The organism is Enterococcus sp. CR-Ec1 (assembly GCF_002850555.1).
Lineage (GTDB): Bacteria > Bacillota > Bacilli > Lactobacillales > Enterococcaceae > Enterococcus_D > Enterococcus_D entomosocium.
Genome location: NZ_CP025223.1, coordinates 2256503 through 2278711 on the forward strand (window position 1 = coordinate 2256503; position 22209 = coordinate 2278711).

Annotated in this window: 24 protein-coding genes, 1 tRNA gene and 3 other annotated features; of the genes, 5 read left to right on the forward strand and 20 right to left on the reverse strand. The window is 44.6% G+C overall.

All coding sequences use genetic code 11. The annotated features are described in order from the left end of the window. Positions 1 to 131: 131 nt before the first annotated feature. From phnE (CXM95_RS10915) to rplU, 8 genes are all read right to left on the reverse strand, one after another. A complete protein-coding gene (gene phnE / locus CXM95_RS10915) occupies positions 132 to 923 on the reverse strand; it encodes a phosphonate ABC transporter, permease protein PhnE (protein WP_008378503.1) in 792 nt (263 codons plus the stop codon). Then, on the reverse strand, positions 920 to 1702 hold the full coding sequence (gene phnE / locus CXM95_RS10920) for a phosphonate ABC transporter, permease protein PhnE (protein ID WP_005235330.1): 783 nt from the start codon (positions 1700 to 1702) through the stop codon (positions 920 to 922). Before phnE (CXM95_RS10920) ends, phnE (CXM95_RS10915) begins: the two co-directional genes overlap by 4 nt. After that, a complete protein-coding gene (gene phnC, locus CXM95_RS10925) occupies positions 1699 to 2487 on the reverse strand; it encodes a phosphonate ABC transporter ATP-binding protein (RefSeq protein WP_016620453.1) in 789 nt (262 codons plus the stop codon). Before phnC ends, phnE (CXM95_RS10920) begins: the two co-directional genes overlap by 4 nt. 95 nt (positions 2488 to 2582) lie before the next feature. After that, positions 2583 to 3518 carry a phosphate/phosphite/phosphonate ABC transporter substrate-binding protein gene (gene phnD / locus CXM95_RS10930; protein ID WP_005235326.1) on the reverse strand — a complete coding sequence of 312 codons (936 nt, stop codon included), beginning with the start codon at positions 3516 to 3518 and terminating at the stop codon, positions 2583 to 2585. 463 nt (positions 3519 to 3981) lie between these two features. Beyond that, a complete protein-coding gene (locus CXM95_RS10935; protein ID WP_005235322.1) occupies positions 3982 to 4446 on the reverse strand; it encodes a GNAT family N-acetyltransferase in 465 nt (154 codons plus the stop codon). 109 nt (positions 4447 to 4555) lie between these two features. Beyond that, the gene (gene rpmA / locus CXM95_RS10940) at positions 4556 to 4849 is read right to left on the reverse strand and encodes a 50S ribosomal protein L27 (protein ID WP_003126181.1); all 294 of its coding nucleotides are present in this window, start codon (positions 4847 to 4849) and stop codon (positions 4556 to 4558) included. Between the two features lie 12 nt (positions 4850 to 4861). After that, positions 4862 to 5206, reverse strand: coding sequence for a ribosomal-processing cysteine protease Prp (locus CXM95_RS10945; RefSeq protein ID WP_005225752.1), 345 nt, complete (start codon positions 5204 to 5206; stop codon positions 4862 to 4864). Between the two features lie 26 nt (positions 5207 to 5232). Beyond that, a complete protein-coding gene (gene rplU, locus CXM95_RS10950; protein WP_005225751.1) occupies positions 5233 to 5541 on the reverse strand; it encodes a 50S ribosomal protein L21 in 309 nt (102 codons plus the stop codon). 19 nt (positions 5542 to 5560) lie between these two features. Beyond that, positions 5561 to 5631, reverse strand: a sequence feature (ribosomal protein L21 leader region). Between the two features lie 169 nt (positions 5632 to 5800). Between rplU and CXM95_RS10955 the strand changes: the two genes are divergently transcribed. Next, on the forward strand, positions 5801 to 6454 hold the full coding sequence (locus tag CXM95_RS10955; RefSeq protein ID WP_034872574.1) for a uracil-DNA glycosylase: 654 nt from the start codon (positions 5801 to 5803) through the stop codon (positions 6452 to 6454). A gap of 17 nt (positions 6455 to 6471) precedes the next feature. Here the strand turns inward: CXM95_RS10955 and leuD are convergent, their stop codons facing one another. The 4 genes from leuD to CXM95_RS10975 are packed head-to-tail and all read right to left on the reverse strand — an operon-like array spanning position 6472 to position 11003. Next, a complete protein-coding gene (gene leuD / locus CXM95_RS10960) occupies positions 6472 to 7059 on the reverse strand; it encodes a 3-isopropylmalate dehydratase small subunit (protein WP_016612252.1) in 588 nt (195 codons plus the stop codon). Beyond that, complete coding sequence (gene leuC / locus CXM95_RS10965) at positions 7059 to 8441, reverse strand: 3-isopropylmalate dehydratase large subunit (RefSeq protein WP_086373056.1); 1383 nt, start codon at positions 8439 to 8441, stop codon at positions 7059 to 7061. Before leuC ends, leuD begins: the two co-directional genes overlap by 1 nt. After that, a complete protein-coding gene (gene leuB / locus CXM95_RS10970) occupies positions 8422 to 9486 on the reverse strand; it encodes a 3-isopropylmalate dehydrogenase (protein WP_101699159.1) in 1065 nt (354 codons plus the stop codon). Before leuB ends, leuC begins: the two co-directional genes overlap by 20 nt. Beyond that, the gene (locus CXM95_RS10975) at positions 9483 to 11003 is read right to left on the reverse strand and encodes a 2-isopropylmalate synthase (protein WP_016612263.1); all 1521 of its coding nucleotides are present in this window, start codon (positions 11001 to 11003) and stop codon (positions 9483 to 9485) included. The genes leuB and CXM95_RS10975 overlap by 4 nt, the downstream gene beginning before the upstream one ends. A gap of 576 nt (positions 11004 to 11579) precedes the next feature. Between CXM95_RS10975 and CXM95_RS10980 the strand changes: the two genes are divergently transcribed. From CXM95_RS10980 to CXM95_RS10990, 3 genes are all read left to right on the forward strand, one after another. After that, positions 11580 to 12278: an O-methyltransferase gene (locus CXM95_RS10980; protein ID WP_034872576.1), complete on the forward strand. Its 699-nt coding sequence runs from the start codon at positions 11580 to 11582 to the stop codon at positions 12276 to 12278. 144 nt (positions 12279 to 12422) lie between these two features. Next, a tRNA-Arg gene (locus tag CXM95_RS10985) sits at positions 12423 to 12496 on the forward strand. Positions 12497 to 12836: 340 nt separating this feature from the next. Next, positions 12837 to 13259: an HIT family protein gene (locus CXM95_RS10990; RefSeq protein ID WP_101699160.1), complete on the forward strand. Its 423-nt coding sequence runs from the start codon at positions 12837 to 12839 to the stop codon at positions 13257 to 13259. 39 nt (positions 13260 to 13298) lie between these two features. On the opposite strand, the gene CXM95_RS10995 is transcribed toward CXM95_RS10990, so the two are convergent. Further along, complete coding sequence (locus CXM95_RS10995; protein WP_016613398.1) at positions 13299 to 13622, reverse strand: hypothetical protein; 324 nt, start codon at positions 13620 to 13622, stop codon at positions 13299 to 13301. A 114-nt stretch (positions 13623 to 13736) separates the two neighbouring features. Here CXM95_RS10995 and CXM95_RS11000 point away from each other — a divergent pair, with 114 nt between their 5' ends. Continuing rightward, the gene (locus CXM95_RS11000; RefSeq protein ID WP_101699161.1) at positions 13737 to 14594 is read left to right on the forward strand and encodes a PhzF family phenazine biosynthesis protein; all 858 of its coding nucleotides are present in this window, start codon (positions 13737 to 13739) and stop codon (positions 14592 to 14594) included. A gap of 153 nt (positions 14595 to 14747) precedes the next feature. Here the strand turns inward: CXM95_RS11000 and trpA are convergent, their stop codons facing one another. The 7 genes from trpA to trpE are packed head-to-tail and all read right to left on the reverse strand — an operon-like array spanning position 14748 to position 21157. Continuing rightward, positions 14748 to 15524, reverse strand: a complete 777-nt coding sequence (gene trpA / locus CXM95_RS11005; protein ID WP_101699162.1) for a tryptophan synthase subunit alpha — start codon at positions 15522 to 15524, stop codon at positions 14748 to 14750. Next, positions 15521 to 16714: a tryptophan synthase subunit beta gene (gene trpB, locus CXM95_RS11010; protein WP_016620460.1), complete on the reverse strand. Its 1194-nt coding sequence runs from the start codon at positions 16712 to 16714 to the stop codon at positions 15521 to 15523. Before trpB ends, trpA begins: the two co-directional genes overlap by 4 nt. Continuing rightward, the gene (locus CXM95_RS11015; protein ID WP_101699163.1) at positions 16711 to 17358 is read right to left on the reverse strand and encodes a phosphoribosylanthranilate isomerase; all 648 of its coding nucleotides are present in this window, start codon (positions 17356 to 17358) and stop codon (positions 16711 to 16713) included. The genes trpB and CXM95_RS11015 overlap by 4 nt, the downstream gene beginning before the upstream one ends. Then, positions 17355 to 18113: an indole-3-glycerol phosphate synthase TrpC gene (gene trpC, locus CXM95_RS11020; RefSeq protein WP_101699164.1), complete on the reverse strand. Its 759-nt coding sequence runs from the start codon at positions 18111 to 18113 to the stop codon at positions 17355 to 17357. Before trpC ends, CXM95_RS11015 begins: the two co-directional genes overlap by 4 nt. A 26-nt stretch (positions 18114 to 18139) precedes the next feature. Further along, positions 18140 to 19174: an anthranilate phosphoribosyltransferase gene (trpD, locus tag CXM95_RS11025; RefSeq protein WP_005235290.1), complete on the reverse strand. Its 1035-nt coding sequence runs from the start codon at positions 19172 to 19174 to the stop codon at positions 18140 to 18142. Beyond that, positions 19174 to 19770 carry an aminodeoxychorismate/anthranilate synthase component II gene (locus tag CXM95_RS11030; RefSeq protein WP_005235288.1) on the reverse strand — a complete coding sequence of 199 codons (597 nt, stop codon included), beginning with the start codon at positions 19768 to 19770 and terminating at the stop codon, positions 19174 to 19176. The genes trpD and CXM95_RS11030 overlap by 1 nt, the downstream gene beginning before the upstream one ends. Continuing rightward, entirely contained in the window at positions 19751 to 21157 is a 1407-nt protein-coding gene (gene trpE / locus CXM95_RS11035; RefSeq protein ID WP_005235286.1) for an anthranilate synthase component I, read from the reverse strand. The genes CXM95_RS11030 and trpE overlap by 20 nt, the downstream gene beginning before the upstream one ends. Before the next feature lie 58 nt (positions 21158 to 21215). Next, positions 21216 to 21461 (reverse strand) — a binding site (T-box leader). A gap of 66 nt (positions 21462 to 21527) precedes the next feature. Continuing rightward, positions 21528 to 21740 (reverse strand) — a binding site (T-box leader). Between the last annotated feature and the right edge of the window lie 469 nt (positions 21741 to 22209).

Here is a 22209-nt window from a genome sequence, read left to right on the forward strand (position 1 = left end):
GTTTGGGTTCATTTTCTATGAATCCAGTATAACAAGTTTCACGAAACCTGTCTTAAACGACATCCGCCTATCCGCTGCAAAAAAACACAGCCTATGCAGATTGTGTTTTTTCGAGTACGCACTTCCTTTTATTAAACCAATCGTTTACGCAAGCGCCCAGAAATAAAATCAATGATCGTGACCGTCACAACGATCCCTAATAAAATGATTCCTACACGGCTCCATGATCGCGCATTGATGGCAAAGATCATCGGCGTACCGATCCCACCTGCCCCTACGATCCCTAAGATCGAAGCTGAACGGACAGCCAGTTCAAAACGATACAAGGTAAAAGAAAGAAATTCTGGAATCAGTTGTGGCAATGTCGCAAAGCCTAACACATCCCAACGATTTCCTCCCGCACTAACGACCGATTCTGAAGGACCGTGATCCATGTTCTCGATCGCTTCGCTATAGAGTTTCGCCAACATCCCAATGGAATGGACACTAACTGCCAAAACACCAGCAAAGGATCCGGGACCCACTGTTTTGATGAACATGATCGCTAAGACGATTTCTGGAAACGTTCGAATCGCCGTCAGCACGATTTTACCGAAACCTGATAGCCAGCGAGGGCTGTTTTTGCTGCGCGCCGCCCAAAAGGCAAAAGGAATACTTAATATTGAGGATAAAAACGTACCCACAAAGGCGATCGCAACGGTTTCGATCATCAAACTGATCAAATCTTCGCCATCACCGGTATAAACATAGCCCCAATCAGGATGGATCAGGCCATAAAAGATTGAGCCGACAATTTGACCGACATTTTCTTTAACACCCGCAAAAGGCACGCCAGCAAAAGCCCAAATATAAAGGAGGATAACGACTACTGCGATCAGCCAATTCCGTATTTTTTTCTTTTTCGGTTCTGCTGGCAACATCATAACAATCGCTCCCTTAATCTATTACTGATGGTATCAATCACCAAAACAACTGCAAAAATCACTAAGACGATAATCGACGTCTGGTCATATCGAAATTGGCTTAAAGATCGTTGTAAGAAAACACCGATTCCGCCTGCGCCGATATACCCAAGAATCGTCGATGCCCGCACATTGATCTCAAAGGCATAAAGCAAGTAACTAAGAAAATGGCTCATGACTTGCGGTACGACTGCATAGCGGATGATGTCAAACTTCGATCCTCCAGAAGCCGTGATTGCTTCGATCGGACCTTCATCAATCGTTTCAATCGATTCATAAAACAATTTGGTGATCATCCCAAAAGAAAACACAGAGATGGAGATCACCCCGGCAACGGGACCGATTCCGACAATGGCAACAAATAAAGCCGCCAGCATCAAATCAGGTACTGTCCGAATGATATTTAAAACAAAACGGAAACAACCGCTGATCCAATGATTCGTCATGATATTTCGTGCTGCTAAAAGTGAAAACGGAAAAGCCGCCAGTGCACCAAAGGTCGTGCCGATGATCGCCATTTGGATCGTTTGTAAAATCGGCTCTACAATGATTTTGGCATATGCCCAATCAGGATGAGCCATCTTTTGTAAAATGACATTCATTTGACTGCTATTGCTAAAGAACCGTGCCAAATCAACGCCTGAAATAGAGCCGCTAACGAACAATACCACTAAAAAAATGACGAGCCAAAGAACATTTTTCCATAGTCCGCTGCGTTTCGGCAACGTATTTGTCGTCATTGTCCTGCCCCTTCCTGCTCTTCTATGATCTCGCTGCCATAAATCTGTTTCAATCGCTGATCGGTCGCTTCACTGACAGGGCCATCAAAAACCAAGCCTCCGTCTCGCAACCCGATGATCCGCGTGCCGTACTCTCTTGCCAATTGGACAGAATGCAAATTGACTACGATGGTAATCCCCAGATCTTGATTGATCCGTTTTAAGTCATTCATGACTTTTTCAGTGGTTAAAGGATCTAAGGAAGCAACCGGTTCATCCGCTAAAATAATCTTCGGCTCTTGCGTCAAAGCACGGGCAATCGAAACCCGCTGCTGCTGACCGCCAGACAATTCATCGGCTCGAGTATAGACTTTTTCTGCTAAATTGACCCGCTGCAGCGATTGATAAGCCAGCTCTTTATCCGCTTGCGGGAACAAACCAAGCAACATTTTGATCGTTGGGTGATAAGCTACTCGCCCAGTTAAGACATTTCGCAAGACACTCGAACGTTTCACCAAATTAAAGCTTTGGAAAATCATGCCAATGTCTCGACGAATCAAGCGTAGCTCTCTTCCTTTTGCTTTTGTGATCGACTTGCTATCGATTAAAATCTCGCCACTCGTGATCTCGTGCAGTCGATTGATGGAGCGCAGCATCGTTGATTTTCCTGCTCCTGATAAACCCACTACGATGACAAATTCCCCTTTTTTGATATCGATGTTTAAGTCCTTCAAACCTAATACCCCATTTGGGTATCGCTTGGTCACATTCTGAAATGAAATAATCGTTTCGTTCTCTAGAGCCATGATTCTCCTACTTTCTTTCCATTAGGTAAAAATTGCTTTCCATTCGAAAAGGGTACCTCAACTACCGGTACCCTCCCGATCTATTCATCTATTAGTTATTGTCCGACTTGTTCCGCATACTCTCTTACGATGTCGAAATTGCTGTCTTGTGAAACAACGTATCCTTCATGAGAGTAAATATCAGAGATGATTTGTTTTCCTTCTTCATCTTTACCGATCGCGATAAAGGCATCTTGGATTTTTTTGTCCCACTCTTCACTCATGTCGCTGCGGACACTGATCGTATCGTTCGGGATCGGTTCGGTAAAGTACATTGGTTCTACCTCATCCATGATTTCTGGGTAATCATTTTTGACCGTGTTGCGGGCATCTTCAAAAACGAACGCTGCGTCAACGTCGCCATTCAAGACAGATAAGACCGCTTGGTCATGGCCTTTGACTTGAACAGTCGTCACATCCGTATTGATATCGATGCCTGCTTTTTTCATTTCTGCTACTGGCCAAACATAACCGGCAGAAGAAGTAACATCTTGCGTGGCAATCGTTTTGCCTTTTAAATCTTCCAACTCTTTGATATCGCTGCCGCTTTTTACGACGATCATTGAGCGATAGCTATCAACCAATTCATCCGTTGATTCCCCACCAGGCTGCTTGATGCCATAACGCTGTGCTTGTAATAGCACCTTAACATTGCTTTGTTCATTTGCTAAAACATAGGCATTCGGCGGTAAAAAGCCTACATCTACTTGTTTCGAAGCCATTGCTTCGACGATTGTATTGTAGTCAGTGGAAACACTCACAGTGACTGGAATCCCCAATTCATCACTTAATAATTGCTCAAGTGGTTTTGCTTTTGCTTCTAATGTTTCTGCTGCTTGTGATGGAACAAATTGAACGGTCAACTTTTCTGGTACATATCCTGCTTCTTCAGCCGCCGAGTCAGTACTTGCTCCACCTGAGCCACATGCCGCCAGCGTAACTGCTGCCACCAAACCTAAACCAAACATTGCCGTTTTCTTCCAAACTTTCATCACTTTTTCTCCTTTTCATTAAAAAAATCGAACTCACGGAATTCCGAACTTTCCTTTTTGATTATAAAAAACCAACGAATCAAAAACAATCTTTTTCGAATTACGAACGTTTTCTTTTTTGATAATGTTCGTGTTTCGACCAAAATCATTCGTGAGCACATTCTCAATAATCAACGTTTTTCGAAAGTTTCTTTCCATTTGTTCTACTTCCTCAGAGTATCAAATGAATATAAGGTTTGTGTTGTCAACGTGTAAAGATTTCGTTAATAGCAAAAGGAACTTTGTGAACAACAAAGCATGGATATACTCGTAATTCTTACCCTAAGTGCACAAAATTTCTTGAAAAATCTAGCCAGAAAATGACGGCACACTTTTTTGACCGGAAAAACACCAATAAAAAAAGCAGAGAATCCCCTTAAGAACCTCTGCTTTTGACCTCATTTTTTACTGTAGAAAGAGTCATTTACCCTTGATCCGTTGGCAGCTGCAACAAGAGTACATGCTCGTTATCAATCATTTCACCTGTCAAGACAAAGCCGTTTCGTTCGTAAAGCTTTGTTGCGATCTCGTTGCCATCTACAGCGGAGATCCTTAATTCTTGCGCTTGGATATGGGTTTTGAACCAATCTAACCCAGCAAGAAACGCCTGACTGCCTAACCCTTGATTTTGGAATTTTTCTGCGATCATAAACCGCTCGATCCACCACGAAGCTTTTGGATAATCCTCATCCGCTTCGTAAAAACTAAATAAGAGAAAGCCGACCATATCCTCACCATTGTAGAGGGCAAATGCCTGACGTGGTTCCTCATAGATCGCCTCTAACATTGAGTACCAATTGGGCGCAACAAAATCTTCTTGCTCCTTCGTTGTCTTCAAATTCATGCACGCACGATAGTTTTCCTTCGTGATTTCTTTTAATTGAATCATTGCTTCACTCCTTATCTAAGCTATTATAAATAACTATTTCGTTAAAACGGTTTCATTGGTGTATAAAAAAACACCCAGGTTACTTTTACGTAATCTGGATGTCATTTTCTTATGCTTCTTGCGCTACTGGATAAACAGATACTTGTTTTTTGTCGCGGCCTTTACGTTCGAAACGAACAACGCCGTCAACTTTTGCAAACAATGTATCATCTCCACCGATACCTACGTTTACCCCTGGGTAAATTTTAGTACCGCGTTGGCGATAAAGGATTGATCCGCCTGAAACGGTTTGACCGTCAGCACGTTTCGCACCTAAACGTTTTGATTGAGAGTCACGTCCGTTAGAAGTAGAACCCCCACCTTTTTTGTGAGCGAAGAATTGCAAATTCATTTTCATCAACATGAGATGCACCTCCTAGTTTTCTTTAGTAGTTTTGATTTGGATATAATCGTTGTACTCTTCTTGAACTGATTGCAAGCCGATCAACAAATTTTCTAAAAGAATTTGTGCGATATTCGACTGCTCTTGGGTCAAACGAGAAGGCAGCGTGACTAATAAGTACCCACCATTTTCGTTATCTGCTTCAACTTTTGGCGCAACGCCAGCCAAAGCATCGATCCCATTGACTGCACTGATCGCTAAAGCGGATGCTGCAGCACAGACGATGTCTTTGCCGTATTCTCCTGCTTGTGCGTGTCCAGCTAGTTCAAAAGAAACAATCCGACCAGAGTCATTTCGTTTGAATGTCCCTTTGATCATATTCGTTACCCTGCTTTTCGTAAGAATTAAGCGTTGATCGCGTCAATAACAACTTTTGTGTAAGGTTGACGGTGACCTTGTTTACGGTGTGAATGTTTTTTAGGTTTGTATTTGAAAGTTACGACTTTCTTTTGTTTGCCGTGTTTTTCAACAGTTCCTTCAACAGTTGCTCCTGCAACGATTGGGGCACCCACTTTTGTTGATTCGCCACCTACTAAGATAACTTCATCAAAAGTAACCTTTTGTCCAGCTTCAACGTCTAATTTTTCAACGTAGATTGCTTGACCCACTTCAACTTTTACTTGTTTCCCACCAGTTTTGATAATTGCGTACATGCTCTACAGCACCTCCTTATAATATACTTAGACTCGCCATCCCAAGTGACTTTCGTACTTACTACTTGTTCTGTGCGGTTGTAGCTGTGGAGTCCACAATTACAACAGATTAACTTTATCAAAATGTTTTCCTAAAGTCAATCACTAATTAAGGAAAAGACAGAATTCTTTTGCTACTAGTCATTTCCTTTTGTGCATTTTTTATTTTCTATTACTATAGAAGAAAGAGCACAAGCGAAACAGAATGGGAGGAGTTTTCATGCAATACCCCAAAGAATTAGCCACTGCCGTTCAACAGGCATCCCGCAGTTATCCGTTGGAAGGATTTGTTCCAGGTCAAGGACCGCTGCAGCCCAAATTGATGATCGTTGGTGAAGCCCCTGGTCGAACCGAAATCGAGAATTTTATTCCTTTTAGCGGACAAGCAGGAAAAGAATTGATGAAATCGTTGGCTTTAGCCGGTTTGACCCGTGAGGATGTCTACATCACCAGCGCTGTCCGCAGCCGTCCATATTCCGTCAAAGAACGAATCAACAAGCGCAGCGGTGCCCATGAGATCGTCCATCCCAATCGGACACCTACCAAAAAGGAAGTCTTGCTACACGCACCACTGCTTGACTACGAGTTGTCCATCGTGGATCCGCCCGTCATTGCAACTGTTGGCAATATCGGACTACAGCGATTATTAGGCAACGCCTATTATATCAAAGACCACCATGGCGAAGTGATCCGTTCCAAAATTCAAGAAAGCAATCCGACAAAGGATGGCTATCAATGGTCGGAAAAAGAATATCTGATCGTGCCGATGTATCATCCCGCTGCGATCTTTTATAATCGGACGTTGACTCCGCAAATCGAAGCTGATTGGCGAGGGTTAAGAAACATTCTTTCACAAATACCAGCCGACGAATAACGACCAGTCCCCTAGCCCTACTGCCAATACGCTGGAATCGTCTGCTCATAGGCGGTGATTTTCGCCTCTTCCTGCAAGGTGATACTGATCTCATCGAGACCGTGGATCAATTTGTGTTTCCAGGTAGCATCGATTGCAAAGAAATGCTCCTCCCCGGCAACGATCACACATTGCCTCGGCAAGTCGATGCTGATTTTTTCAGAAGCAGGCAGCGAGGCGATCCTTTGGCGAACAGTCAAAGGCAGCTCGATGGGTAGCAGCCCGTTTTTGGTGGCATTCATATAGAAAATATCACCGAAGCTGCCAGCAATCACGGCTTTAAAGCCGTAATCCAACAGCGCCCATGCCGCATGCTCTCGAGAAGAGCCAGAACCAAAATTATCACCAGTGACGAGGACTTGAGCGGTCTGATATGCTGGATCATTCAAGATAAATGCTGGATTAGGCTTGCGTTGCGGCAAATAGCGCCAATCGTCAAATAAAAATTCGCCAAACCCCGTTTTTTCAACGCGCTTCAAATAATTTTTCGGTAGGATTTGATCGGTATCGATATTGTCATTCATCAAAGGCAGCGTCGTACCTTCAAATTGCGTAAAAGCTTCCATTAACCAACACCTCCAACCACTTCTCGTACATCGACAAAACGCCCATGGATCGCAGCTGCTGCCGCCATTGCTGGACTACACAGGTGCGTCCGAGCGTTTTTCCCTTGCCGTCCAACAAAATTGCGGTTTGACGTGGAGGCACAGTGGACGCCTTCTGGTACTTTATCAGGATTCATTCCTAGGCACATGGAACAGCCAGGCTCCCGCCATTCAAAACCAGCCTCAATAAAGACTTTGTCTAAACCGATCGCTTCCGCTGCTTTACGAACAGGGCGTGAACCAGGAACGATAATGCCAGTGACCCCTTCTTTGATGGTCTGACCTTTCAAAATCGCCGCTGCTTCTTGCAGATCAGACAAACGACCATTGGTACACGATCCGATAAAGATGTATTCGATGGGGATATCGGCAGCCGTCTGTCCGGGGTGCAGTGCCATATATTCATAGGCTTGCTGATCATTGTGATCTCGCACTTCAGGAAACGTTTCGCTGACCGGTACTCCCATTTCTGGATTGGTGCCCCAAGTGATGTAAGGTTCTAAGGTTGCTGCGTCTAAGGTGATCAGGGCATCATAGTTGGCACCTTCATCGGTATACAGGGTTTCCCAATCCGTCACCGCACTGGCAAACGCTTGTGGCGCAAAGCGTCGATCCTTCACATAAGCAAAGGTCGTTTCATCAGGTGCGATCAAGCCCATTTTCGCCCCACCTTCGATCGACATATTGCAAATGGTCATGCGCTCTTCCATCGTCAGGTTGCGGATCGTTTCGCCAAAGAATTCTACGGCATAGCCACCACCAAAATCTGTGCCATGCGTCGCGATCAATGCCAAAATAATATCTTTGGCGTACACCCCCGGCTGCAGATGACCGGTGATCTCAACTCCCATGCGTTTCGGTTTTGTCTGCCAAATCGTCTGTGTCGCAAAGACATGCTCCACTTCACTCGTACCGATCCCAAATGCGATCGCGCCGAAAGCACCATGGGTGGCAGTATGGGAATCACCGCAAACGATCGTTTTTCCTGGTTGGGTCAAGCCTACTTCTGGGCCAACCATATGGACAATTCCTTGGTTGGCAGAGCCATTGTCACACAATTCGATCCCAAAATCATGACAGTTTTTACGTAACGTATCCATTTGCTTTTTTGCAACCAGATCGGTGATGGTAAAAATATCTTTGGTAGGCACATTATGATCCATTGTTGCGAAGGTTTTTTCGGGACAGCGAACTGTCCGTCCCGCTTGCCGCAAGCCTTCGAAGGCTTGCGGCGTCGTCACTTCATGGATCATATGCAGATCGACATAAAGCAGCTGCGCCTGCCCTTCTTCTCCTGTGATCACATGCCGATCCCATAGTTTATCAAACAGCGTTTTCCCCATAATTGCTCACTCCTAACTGTGCAATAACCGCTTCTGTAAAGGCAGTTGTCGTTGCCGTCCCACCTAAATCACGCGTCAAGATCCCCGCATTCATTACCTCATAACACGCACTTTCGATGGTATCTGCCAGCTGTTCCTCTTGAAAGGACTCTCTTAGCATCATCACGACAGACAAAATCATGGAAACCGGATTGGCACAATTTTGCCTAGCAATATCCGGTGCCGAGCCATGGATCGGTTCATATAAAGAAACCCCTTCTGCGCCATGGCTTGCGCTTGGTAGCACCCCTAATGACCCCGGCAAAACCGAGGCTTCATCACTTAAAATGTCGCCAAAGAGATTTTCGGTCACGATTACATCAAAGTCTTTGGGATTTTGGATGATTTTCATAGCGGCGGAATCAACATATTGATGAGTCAACTGACAATCCGGGAATTCCTGTGCCGTTTCTTCCGCTAATCGGCGCCAAAGCCGGCTAGTCGCCAACACATTTGCTTTATCGACAGAGAGAACCCGCTTCTTCCGCGTACGGGCGATCTCAAAGGCTTTACGCAAAATCCGTCGAATCTCTGCTTGGTGATAATGATTGATGTCGTAGGCTTCTTCAGGTTTTTCTGCTTTTTCGCCAAAATAGATACCGCCAGTCAACTCACGAACGATGACAAAATCTGTCCCTCGAAGGATCGTTTCTTTGATGGGAGACAAAGCAATCACCGCATCAACTACTTTGATGGGTCGAATATTGGCGTATAGACCTAACGCTTGACGCAGATTCAAAAGTCCTTTCTCGGGTGTTGTCGGTGCGTTTTCCCAAGCTGGATCACCAATGGCTCCTAAAAGGACCGCATCCGACTGCTGGCAAGCTTGTAGTGTTTCTTGCGGCAATGGCTCTCCAGTAAGTGCCAGCGCCGCTCCACCAAATGGCCGCTGGTCAAAATGAAAGTGCTGGAGATGGTCAGGACAAGCCGCTTTCAATACCGCAAGGGCACTGTCCATAATTTCTGGTCCGATGCCATCTCCTGCTAAAACCACGATCTTTTTCAAACAAGGACACCTCGATTCTTTAGAGCTGCGCTAGCCTGTACATATGCTTTGGCTGACGCCTGCAAGACATCAAAGTCTAAGCCGATCCCGCTGATTTTTTCATTGGTTTCCTGGCATTCAATGACCACGTGCACTTCCGCTTGCGCATCTTCCCCACTGGTCAAGGCAGTGATTTCATAATTCAACAACTTCGGCTGCTGCTGGAAAATCTGATCGATCGAGTTGTAGATAGCTTGGATACTGCCGGCACCGATGGCTGATGCCACTTGTTTTTCCTCGTCTTTGATGATAGAAACCACTGCTCCTTGATGGCCATTGGACACGTATTGTAGCTGAACGGCGTCCAACTCGCAGCCGCCTTCTTGGCTGCGGCCTTGATCGGCCACCAAAGCCAGCAAATCTTGTTCGGTCACTTGCTTCTTTTTATCTGCCAATTCTTTGAAGCGTTTAAACAATTCGTTGGTTTCTTCTTGGTCAAACTGGTAGCCCAGTTGCTGCATTTTATCGACAAACGCATGGCGGCCAGAAAGTTTGCCTAAAGGCAACGAGTTGGTTTCTACCCCCACCAACTGTGGGGTAATAATTTCGTAGGTCTCAGGATTTTTCAAGACGCCATCTTGATGAATCCCTGATTCATGGGCATAAGCATTGCCGCCGACGATCGCTTTGTTTTTCGGTACCGTGATTCCTGACAAACGTGCCACCAGATCGCTGGTTCGTTTTGTTTCGTTTAATTTGATGTTGGAGGTAGCCTGATAGAAATCATTGCGAATATGCAACGCCAAGGCCACTTCTTCTAATGCAGTATTGCCAGCTCGTTCGCCGATCCCGTTGATCGTTCCTTCCACCCGATCAGCACCATTTTCAATAGCCGCCAGCGCATTGGCTGTCGCCATTCCCAAGTCATCATGACAATGGGAAGAAAAAGTGATCTGCTGCTCGCTTTTGATATTGGCGATCAAATAGGCAAAAAGCGCTCCATATTCCGTAGGATTGGTAAACCCTACTGTATCGGGCACATTGATGATCGTCGCGCCGGCATCAATCGCTGTTTGAACCGCCTCAAGCAAGAAGGCTTTATCGGTGCGGGTGGCATCTTCTGGCGAGAATTGAACTTTTTCAAAGCGTTCACGCGCATAAGCCACATGTTCTTTGATGGAAGCGAGTACTTCTGCTTTCGTCATATTCAGCTTGTACTGGCGATGCACCTTACTCGTTGCTAGAAAGACATGGATCTGTGGATCGACGGCTTGATAAAGAGCTTCATAGGCACGATCAATGTCTTTTTTCTGACAACGGGCAAGTCCTGCAACGGTCATTTTCGTCACCGCCCCAGCAATCGCTTTGACTGCTTGAAAATCTCCTTCTGATGCAATCGGAAAACCTGCTTCGATCGTATCGATGCCCCATTTTTCTAATTGCAGCGCCAGTTGAACCTTCTCTTTCGTATTAAAGTTGACTCCCGGGGTCTGTTCACCGTCTCGCAATGTCGTATCAAAAAACTGGATTTTTCTCATCACTATTTCCTCCTTAGCAGTGGTAGGAGCACGCTTGGCGCGACCTCATTCAAACACAATTGAAAAAATGGTATAAAAAAAGCACTCCATAAAGGGTTTCCTTCATGCAATGCGAATAGGACTCTTCAAATGATGCCTTAAAAAAGGCGGGTCATAGAAAAAGAGTCCTTACGATAATAATAATAAAAATGCAGCTGTTTGTTTCAATCGTTTATCCATCGTCGTCACCTATCACTTTTTTTATCTTGTTATGAAGATACCAAACAGCAGGTTCCTCTGTCAACACTTTTCCCTGAATTTTCTGAATATTTCGATAAAAAGTTCGTTTTTGCCCTGTTGATGGGTTGCTTTTCTTCCTTGATGAAAATTTAAGCAGAACCTGACGAGATCTTCACAGGATTTTAACCAAACCTCCACATAACACCGTTATGATAGAAATATCCCAAAAATATTTTTCACCCCTTTATCCTGCCAGTCTTATGACTGGTTTTTTTGTTGTTCCAAAGACTCGAAAAGATTGAACTTAAGGTGAGTTATTCGTATAATAAGGGGCAGCGATAAATTAGGAGGATGAAGATGCGCAACGAAATGATGCATCGTCCAGTAGTCAAACCAGAACTAGTGGCGTTTATGCGTGAAAAACAAAAGCAATTACCCGGCGAACTTGGTGAAATCGAGCAAGCCGCTCATGAAAAAGAAGTGCCAATCATCCCACATGAAACAGTGGTCTTTTTGCAGTTTTTATTAGGACAGCTCCAGCCAAAAGAAATCCTTGAGATCGGCACAGCGATCGGTTTTTCTTCAAGCTTGATGGCGCAATGTGTGAAAGATGGTCATGTCACAACGATCGATCGCTTTGACGTCATGATCCGCAAAGCCAAAGAAACCTACGCTCGCTTAGGAAATGAAGAAAAAATCACGCTATTAGAAGGACAAGCGGCAGACGTCCTACCTACATTGAGTGGCCCTTATGATTTTATCTTCATGGACAGCGCCAAATCAAAATACATTGAATTTTTACCAGAATGTCTGCGTCTATTACGCAAAGGCGGTGTGCTGATGGTGGATGACGTATTTCAAGCTGGAACGATTCTACACCCCATCGAAGAAATCCCTCGTAACCAGCGAGCGATCCATCGCAAATTGAATCTTTTCTTGGATACCGTGATGAACCATCCTCAGCTGACCTCCACGCTTGTCCCTTTAGGAGATGGTGTGATTCTCATTACGAAAGAAGCAGATAGCGTAATTCTTGAGGAACCTGAGAAAGGTTGAGGGCAGCTGCGCTTCCTTTTTTCAAAGAAAAATAAGAAAAGGGCGAAAAGCGATTGACATTGCTGCGCCCTTTTTCTATAATGTTATTTGTTGCTGATTGATTTCAACAGCTTAGGCGAAGTGAGCATTCGCTGAAAATTATTTGTTCCAGTAGCTCAGCCGGATAGAGCATTCGCCTTCTAAGCGAACGGTCGGGGGTTCGAATCCCTCCTGGAACGTTATATTATCGTGCATTGCACTAGCAGATCGTTAGGAATCTTGATTCCTAGCGATTTTTTTTGATAAATTTTTAAAAACCACTTTTTTCAAACGTCACTTTTACCACAAATCAGCAGCACGGAGCTTTTCTTTTGCAAACAACCTATTAACTAATTATCTAAAACATCATTAATTATCACATATAGTTTTAACTGCTAAATAAATATGATATTATCCTCTCAAAGAGCGGCTTAATTACAAAGATCGTTTATGGTTTCCCATAATCCCGTAGCTTCACATTTTTAGATATTATACTTCTCGAACACAACTAACAAAATTTATTCCATAGGAGGAATTTTGATGGAAGAATGTCCTTTTTGCCGCATCGTCTCTGGAAAAATAAAAAGCCATGTAATCTATGAAGATGACAGTGTTTGCGCCTTCCTTGATCATGCCAAAGACGTGGATTATCATATGCTGGTTATTCCTAAAAAACATTACACCAGTATTTTAGATTGCGACCCCGTTCTTCTTGCTCACCTCATTCAAACGGTTCAAAAAATAGCAGATCATTGTGTCACTCGCTTAGGATTTGATGGGATTAATTTGCTAAGCGCAGCAAATCAAGCAGCGGGTCAATCAGTCCCTCACTTTCATCTTCACTTGATTCCGAGAAAAAAATGTGACGGTATCAATGCGTGGCCCACATTCAATGGAGCAGCGCTCTCTTTAGAGGAAGCAGCGGCATTTTTGACCTCTGAAACAGATAGTAAGGTAGATTAAACAAAACCCAGTAGACTAAATCTTGCTTAAAAGCGCTTCTTAAAATACTTGATAATACTTGACTTGTTCTGCTAGCTGATCAGCTGGTAGAGCACCATCCAGTACATAGTCGGCTGTTTCAGCAATGATCTGTTCGTGTAAAACAAATAGCTCCCTTGCATAGGAAAGATAAGTATCTGCCCAAGTCAAAATCGCTTCTTTTGATTCGTTCGTATAATCCCGTTTAATCTGACGAGCAAAAGCAATATCTAGTGGTGTTTTCAAATAAATCACCGTGTCGATCAACTGACGTAAGTCTTGGTGTTCATATCCGAAGGGAAAGTCTACAAAAATGATTGGGTAAAGGATCATCGCTCTCTTCATATAGTCCCTCCTCTGTCTTACCTTCAGTATAACACGCTTAACCAATCCGTTTTCTTAACCTATCCCTGCAAAAATTATGCTATGCTTAACAAGAACAAAGAAAGCAGGTGTCCTATGGAGATAACGGTACATATCGCAAGTGGGTTTAGTAAAAATCAAACGGGTGGCAACAAGGCTGGAGTCGTTTTGCTGGAACAGCCACTTGCACCACAACAAAAGTTAGCCGTCGCAAAAGAGTTAGGCTTTTCAGAAACAGCTTTTTTATCGAAATCCCCGCAGGCCGATTTCCGATTTGACTATTTTACGCCAAAAGAAGAAGTTGACTTATGCGGACATGCAACAATTGCCTCCTTTGCACTATTATCGTATCTAAACAAACTTTCCAAGCGACAGTATCGCATCTACACCAACGCCGGACGTTTGTCGATCACCATCAAAGACGGTGTCATTTTCATGGAACAGAACAAACCACTGTTTTCAGATGTGCTTTCACTAGAACAATTAACTGACTGTTTTGATACCAATGCTATCAATGATCAAATTCCTATTCAAATCGTTTCTACTGGATTAAAGGATATCCTTATCCCAATCAAAACAACGGCCCAGTTGCAGCAAGTTGCACCTGATTTTGAGGAAATAAAAAAAGTAAGTGCGCTTCAACAAGTAGTTGGCATGCACTTATATGCAATGGAAAAAGAACGAATCGTTTGCCGTAACTTTGCCCCATTGTTTGACATCAATGAAGAATCTGCCACAGGCACTTCCAATGCCGCCTTGGCTTGCTTCTTGTATCAAAAGTGTGCCCTCGAAAAAGAAGTGTATCGCTTTGAACAAGGCAGCAATTTAGGTGAACCTTCTGAAATCTTTGTCAAACTCGTTACGACTTCGCGAAAGGAAATCCAACATGTTTACGTTGGGGGCAGAGGGCATTTTTGCGAGACAGTAACCATCGACACGGATACACTGGCATAATCACGACAATTTGGGGCTGATCTTCAATCAGCCTTTTTTCTTTTCCTCTTCACACATCACGTTCTTTTTTCCATAGCAGCCCATCAGTACCTCGAATACTAGTTTTCTCATAAAAAAAGAACCCAATTCGGGTTCTTTCCTTCACATTGTTTTCTATGGCTTACCAACAAGTTTTGCTAACAGCTCACTGACTTTAGGCAGTGGCTCGTTTTGTAGCGCTGCTACGATTTTTGAACCGATCACTACCCCTTCACACACACTGGCAAAGCGCTGCACATCTGCGTGGGTCGAGACCCCGAAACCAGCTAATACTGGAATCGGACTTTTTTCCGAAATGGCTTGCAAATGCTGATCCAGCTGTTCGTTGTATTGGCGATCTTCTCCAGTGACACCGTTCACTGTCACAGCATAAACGAATCCTTCTGCGTCTTCGATCAGCGTCTGAATTCTGTCTGGAGGACTGGTCAAAGAGACCAGTGTGATCAGCGCGAGATCCGCCGCATCAAAAGTAGGCGTTACTAGTGATCGATGTTCAAAAGGTAAATCTGGAATAATCAACCCTTTCACATTTGTCGCTTTTAACTCATTTGCTAACTGTTCAATCCCATAATGAAAGAATGAATTGGCATACCCCATCAATACCAGTGGAACCTCGGAATGGATTGTTTGCAGCAAAGCAATGATCTTTTTTAAAGTGGTCCCATTGGCTAATGCCTGCATTCCAGCTGCTTGGATGACCGCTCCATCTGCGACTGGGTCTGAAAAGGGCACGCCGATTTCAATGGCGGCTGCGCCATGTGTCGTCAACAGTTCGATTTCTGCTGGCAGGCGTTCCAGTCCGTTGGCACCCGCCACAATATAAGGAACAAATAGTGGCTTGCCTTGTTTTTGGCGCTCCTTTAGTTTCATCGTCAATGTTTTGCTGGTCATTTCGCTGCTCCTTTCCGGTCTTTGATTTGTTGAACATCTTTGTCCCCTCGCCCAGACAAGCAGATCACTAAGCGTTCTTCGGGTGTCATGATTGGGGCTAGCTTTAGGGCATAGGCAACGGCATGAGCACTTTCCAAAGCAGGAATAATGCCTTCGATTTGAGACAAGAGATAAAAGGCGTCAACGGCTTCTTCATCAGTGACAGCGAAATACTCCGCTCGCTCAATCTCCTTCAAGTAAGAATGCTCGGGACCGACCCCTGGATAATCCAAACCAGCTGAAATCGAATAAGGTTCGATCACTTGCCCATCATCGTCTTGCAGCAGATACATTTTGGTACCATGTAAAATACCGATACTGCCTTTCGTCAAGGTCGCCGCATGCTCAGTAGTATCCACACCTTTCCCAGCTGCTTCAACGCCAATCAAACGAACGGTCTGATCATCGATAAAAGGGTAAAACATTCCCATCGCATTGCTGCCGCCGCCAACACAAGCAACGACTGTCGTCGGTAGTCGTCCTTCTTTTTCTAATAGTTGCCGTCGTGTCTCACTGCCAATCACACTTTGAAAATCTCGAACGATCTCTGGAAAAGGATGCGGACCGAGTACGGAACCCATCACGTAATGGGTGTCCTCGACGGTTGCGACCCAGTAACGCAGCGCTTCATTGACAGCATCTTTCAATGTCTGATTGCCTGAAGTGACTGAAACCACTTTTGCTCCCAACAATTCCATTCGAAAGACGTTTAGTGCTTGCCGCTGAACATCTACCGCACCCATAAAAATCGTGCATTCCATACCGAACAACGCGGCCGCAGTCGCTGTGGCGACGCCATGCTGTCCAGCACCGGTCTCCGCTACCACTTTCTTTTTCCCCATCCGCTTTGCTAATAACACTTGCCCTAGCGCATTATTGATTTTATGGGCGCCCGTATGATTCAAATCTTCTCGCTTCAGATAAATTTTGGCACCGCCTAAGTGTTGTGACAAGCGCTGTGCATGATAAAGGGGGGTCTCTCTTCCTACATACTCTTGCAAATATTCCTGTAATTCTGCTTGAAAACTTGCGTCCGCTTGTGCTTCACGATAGACAGTTTCCAATTGCTTGACTGCATACATCAATGTCTCTGGCACAAACTGCCCGCCAAAAGAACCATAAAAACCTGCTTCTGTGGGGTATTGGGTCATTTTATCTTCTCCTTTACTAAGTAAATAAATTGTTCGATTTTCCGACTGTCTTTCTTCCCCTGGGTTTCAACGCCTGAAGAAACATCGACAGCATAAGGCCTAAAAAGTTGGATCGCCTCTTCTACATTTTCCGCGTGCAAACCGCCAGCAATAAAAAATCGCTCAGACAACGGCAACGGTTTTCTCGCCGCTTTTTGCCAATCAAAGGATTGGCCGTTGCCGCCAGCATAAGGGTGATCTCTTACTGGAGCGTCCAATAACCCAAAATCTGCATCGCAGCTTAGGAAATCTTGTTCTAAAGTCTCTGCTTCTCCATCAAAGGCTCGGATCACTGCGATCTTTTGATGCGCAAAAATGCCTGTCTGGATGGCTGTTTGCAAAGATGGCAGAACCTTTCCATGGAGCTGAATCGCTGTCAGCTGGGCGGCTTGAATTGCCGCTTGCACTTCTTCAAAACTTGGAGAAACGAAAACCCCGACTTTCCCTACATTTTGGGGTACTTGCTCCGTTATCTTGCGGACTTGTGTCGGATCGATTCTCCGACGGCTTTCGGCAAAAACAAAGCCAAGGTAATCTGCTCCTGCACTGATGGCAGTTTCGACATGCAGCCGTTCGGTGAGTCCACAAATTTTCACTTTGGTCATCGGCGGCTCACCTGCAAATCTGCAGCTGTTTCAGCAATTCGATTGCTTCTCATCAACGTTTCTCCAACGAGGACTCCATGATAAAACGGTGCAAGCTGCAGCACATCGGAGGCAGTTCGAATACCAGATTCACTGATGTAAACCGCCTCTGACGGCTGAGGTGCTAAAGCAACACTGATATCCAAGGAAACGTCAAAGGTTTTTAGGTCACGATTGTTGACGCCGATGATTTTGGCCTCTAAGGCTTGGGCTTGTTGAAATTCAGCCGCATTATGAGTCTCAACGAGTACTTCCAACCCTAGTGCTATTGCCTCTTGATGAAGTATGGCTAAGCGTTCTGGTTTTAAAGCGGCCACGATCAATAAAACAATACTGGCACCCGCATTCTTGGCGCGAATCAATTGTTTTCTGTCGATAATAAAGTCTTTGCATAGTATAGGCACCGAAACAGCCTTACTGACTGCTTCAAGATCTGCCAGCGAGCCTTTAAAAAACTGCTGGTCGGTCAAAACGGAAATCCCGCTGACACCCGCGGCTTCATAAGCTTGCGCTTGTGTGACTGGGTCGATTCCTTGGTTGATGTCTCCTTTTGAGGGTGAAGCACGCTTGATTTCAGCAATGAGGTGCATTTTTTGTGGTCGGTCCTTGACTTGCTGATAAAATGATGGACGTTTCGTTACGACCTTTTCGATTTCTTGTGGCATCGCGGCAACTTCTTCAACTTTTTCCTGGATGATCGTTTCTAAAAAATCCATGATTCTCCTCCTTACAGCTCTCGTAGTTAATGGCTATTTGACTGACGAATCAGCATCTGCAGTTTGTCGTAGGCCGCGCCCGAAGCGATACACGCTCGTGCCATCGCAAAGCCTTCCGCTAGGGTGGCGGCTTTGCCGTTGGTATAAAAGCCTAACCCTGCATTTAAGACCACTGTCTCTAGATAAACGGAAGGGTGATTTTTCAAAACTGCTGTTAAGATCGCGGCGTTTTGAGCCGCATCTCCGCCGACGATCGCCTCGATCGGTGCTGGCGTAAAGCCATACGCTTGCGGATCCAAAGAAAAATTCGTCACCTTTCCTTCGTGATAAAAACTGATCGCCGTTTCACCAGCCAAATTGGCTTCATCCATCCCATTACATCCATGGATCACCATTGCTCGTTGCCGACCAAGACTGCCTAACGCCTGAGCGGTGTCTACCAAGCTCTCGCCAGCGTAAGTACCGATCAGTTGCGTAGTCAACGGAACAGGATTGATCAAAGGGCCTAATAGATTAAAAATCGTTGGTGTCGCTAATTCTTGCCGTATTTTCATCACTGCTTTCATGCCCGGATGCAACGACGGGGCGAAGAGAAAAGCGATGCCGACTGTCGCTAATAGATCGGCGATTTTTTCTGGTGATGCTTGAATTGCCACCCCCAAGCATGCTAAGACATCGGCACTGCCTGAACGACTAGAGATACTGCGATTGCCGTGTTTTGCCATCGTGATTCCCCCAGCTGCTAAAACGAAGGCAGCCGAAGTGGAGACATTAAAACTATTGGCGTGGTCGCCACCAGTGCCGCAATTGTCCATGGTGTCTCCTCCTTCATAAGGAATGGTCACGGCATGCTCTAACATAATTTCTGCTAAAGCAGTCAATTCGGCAGCTGTGATGCCGTTGATCTTCATCGCAACTAATGCTGCGCCCAATTGACTTTCTGAAAACACCCCGCTTAAAATTCCTTGAGCAAAGTGACGCATCTCCTGATAACTTAAATGACGGCCATTAAATAATTGCTGAGTGATTTGTTGCGGCGGCTGCTTTTTTAGTGCTTGCATTAAAGATTCCTCCTTTTTTCATCTTGTGTTTTTTCTGTATTATCCGAGACGAGTTTAAGAAACTGTTCTATGAAAAATGCCCCCTCGTTTGTTCCCATTGATTCTGGATGGAATTGGAGTCCTACGATTGGTTTTTCGCGATGCTGAATCGCCATGATGATCCCTTCTGTTTCAGCCAAAACCTCAAATTCCGCTGAAAGTGTCGCTGGCTCAATGACAAGCGAGTGATAGCGCATGACAGTCATATCTCCTAGGTAGGTTTCGAATACGCCTTTTTTCTGATACGTAAGGGTCGATTGCTTGCCATGCATAATAGCTGGTGCTTGGACCACTTTGGCACCAAACGCTTCACCAATGGCTTGATGACCTAAGCAGATGCCTAAAAGCGGCTTGCTATCATGGTATGTTTTGATCAAAGAAATCATGAATCCTGCCTCTTCGGGACGGCCTGGTCCCGGGGAAAAAATGATGCCATCTGCTTCTTTTGCAACAATAAAAAGCTCTGGATCGTCATTTCGCAAGACGATCGTATCCGCTGGACATTGCTGGACTAAGTTATACGTAAAGGAATCATAATTATCGACGAGTAAAATCATTGGCTGACACCTCCAATAGTGCTTTGGCTTTGTGTAATGTTTCTTGGTATTCAGATGAAGGATCAGAATCATAAACGATCCCCGCCCCTGCTTGGACATATGCGATCTCGTCTTTCAATACCAATGTCCGAATCCCGATGGCAAAATCCGCTTGATCATTTCGTGAAAAATAACCAACGGCTCCCGCATAGACCCCTCTTCGAACAGCTTCCCATTGATAGATGCGAGTCATGGCACGAATCTTTGGTGCCCCGCTGACCGTGCCTGCTGGCAGGGTTGCTTTCAAGGCATCCATTGCCGTCACACCTGCTCTGCGCTTGGCAGCCACTACCGAAACGATATGCATGACATAGCGGTATTTCTCGATCACCATGTATAAAGGAACATGAACCGTCCCATGTTCAGCGATCCGCCCTAAATCATTGCGCCCAAGATCGATCAGCATCTGATGCTCTGCACGTTCTTTTTCATCTGCCAATAGTTCATTTGCCAAAGCTTCGTCTTCTGCTTTGGTTGCCCCTCGTTTGCGGGTACCAGCGATCGGATTCGTGGTGATTTCGTCGCCTTGAACGCGAATCAGGCTTTCAGGTGAGCTTCCAATCACTTTAAATCCGTGATCGAAATCAAGATAATAGAGATACGCGGAAGGATTTGTCACTCGTAGTTTGCGGTAATAGTCAAAGGGCTCTTGTTTAAATGACGCTTTCAGACGTTGCGAAGGAACGACTTGGAACATGTCTCCCGCCGTAATTCGGGCTTTCGCCTCTTGAACGATCGCTTCATAGGCATGTTGAGTAACATTGCTGGTAAAATGCAGTTTTTCATTTGACAATACACGGGTCTCAGCGGCGACTGGTGTCCTTAACTGCTGCTTCACTGCTTGCATTACCTGCTCCATCTCGACGGTTCCTCTTTGGCTATAGCAATTTTCAAGAATGATCGTTAAAGTTTCCGTCTGATGGTCCAAAACGAGAAAAGTTTCGAAAAGCCAAAAGGCCATATCAGGCACTTGCAATTCATCTGCGGGCAGTTGTCCGATGTCTTCATAGCAAGCGGCGATATCATAGCCCGCATACCCGATAGCCCCACTTTGCAGCGGTAGATTCGGTAAAGCGCTAATTTCCTTTTTGACTACATACCCTTCCATTTCTTTTAAAGGGTCCTGACACGGGTACTTGTTGACCGTTTTTTTCAAAAGATCCTCCACTTGAAAAACACCATCCTTAAAGGTCATTTTCTGAACGGGATCAAAGGTAAGGATCGAATAGCGTCCGGTATCTTCTTCTCTGGGAATACTTTCCAATAAACATTTATGCGCCCCTTGAATCCGTAAAAAAACTGAGACAGGTGTCAAACAATCGCTGTTGATTCGTTCCATTCGATACATAAGCTGCTCCTTTCTTTGTAAACAAAAAGCCCTCAAGCAAACGCCATAAAAACGTCTGCTTGAGGGCGAATGATCGCGGTACCACCTCAATTGAAGTTGCCCAAATAAACAACTTCTTCTCTATCAACCGTCTAACAACGGTCTTCCTCTATAACGGGAGTTCCCGCATTTTCCTACTGCCAAAAAAGGGTTCAAAAAATGATCGGCTAAGGCCATTTCCTTGATTTCTTGGTGCCGGACTCTCATCACCGCCGACTTTCTGTAACCAAAAAAGACTCAAGTACTTCTCTTAGTTTGATTTTACGTTTATTTTTTAATTGGTTGAAGGGCAAGAAAAACAAAAAAGCCCTCAGGCAAACAAACTTGTCTGCCTGAGGGCGATTACTCACGGTGCCACCTCAATTGGTTCTCTAGATCGTCTATCAACGATCGTTCTCTGTAACGGGAGTTCCCGGAAAAAGCCTACTGATTTCAGCCTTTCGACACAAAAGTCCATTTCTGAAGCGTCAATCTGCTGATTTGCACCACCATCAGCTCTCTGCAAGACGAACGTCCTCATACTTCTCTTTTGTCTAGTCTTAATGAGTTATTGGTAGCTATATTACGCGGCTTTTGTTGATCTGTCAACAGGAAAAAGCGAATTTTATTTTTTTGACTCCTTTTGACAAAACAAGAAAACATCCTGCAACGGTTTGTCTTAACCAAAATGACGACACATTCTTTAGGCCAAAAATGCCCTTCACTTCTTTCAGATTACTTAATTATAGTTGCTGATCCATTTAAATAATATTTGTTTTTTTATAACCCTTTCGTGAAGATCAAGCTACGAAATATTCGCTATCTTTTACCAAAAAATAGACATTTACCCAAAATTTTCATGACATCATGAAAAAACAGAATTGTTATTCAAAATATTATTCTATATGATTGAACCGGATATAAGAAAGGGTGATTAAATGCACATAGACAAATTATATTTCTCCACCTTTATTTATAAAATGAGCTGCTTAGAATTTACTTACTCTCTCATTCAATCCAATGAGAAAAATGCC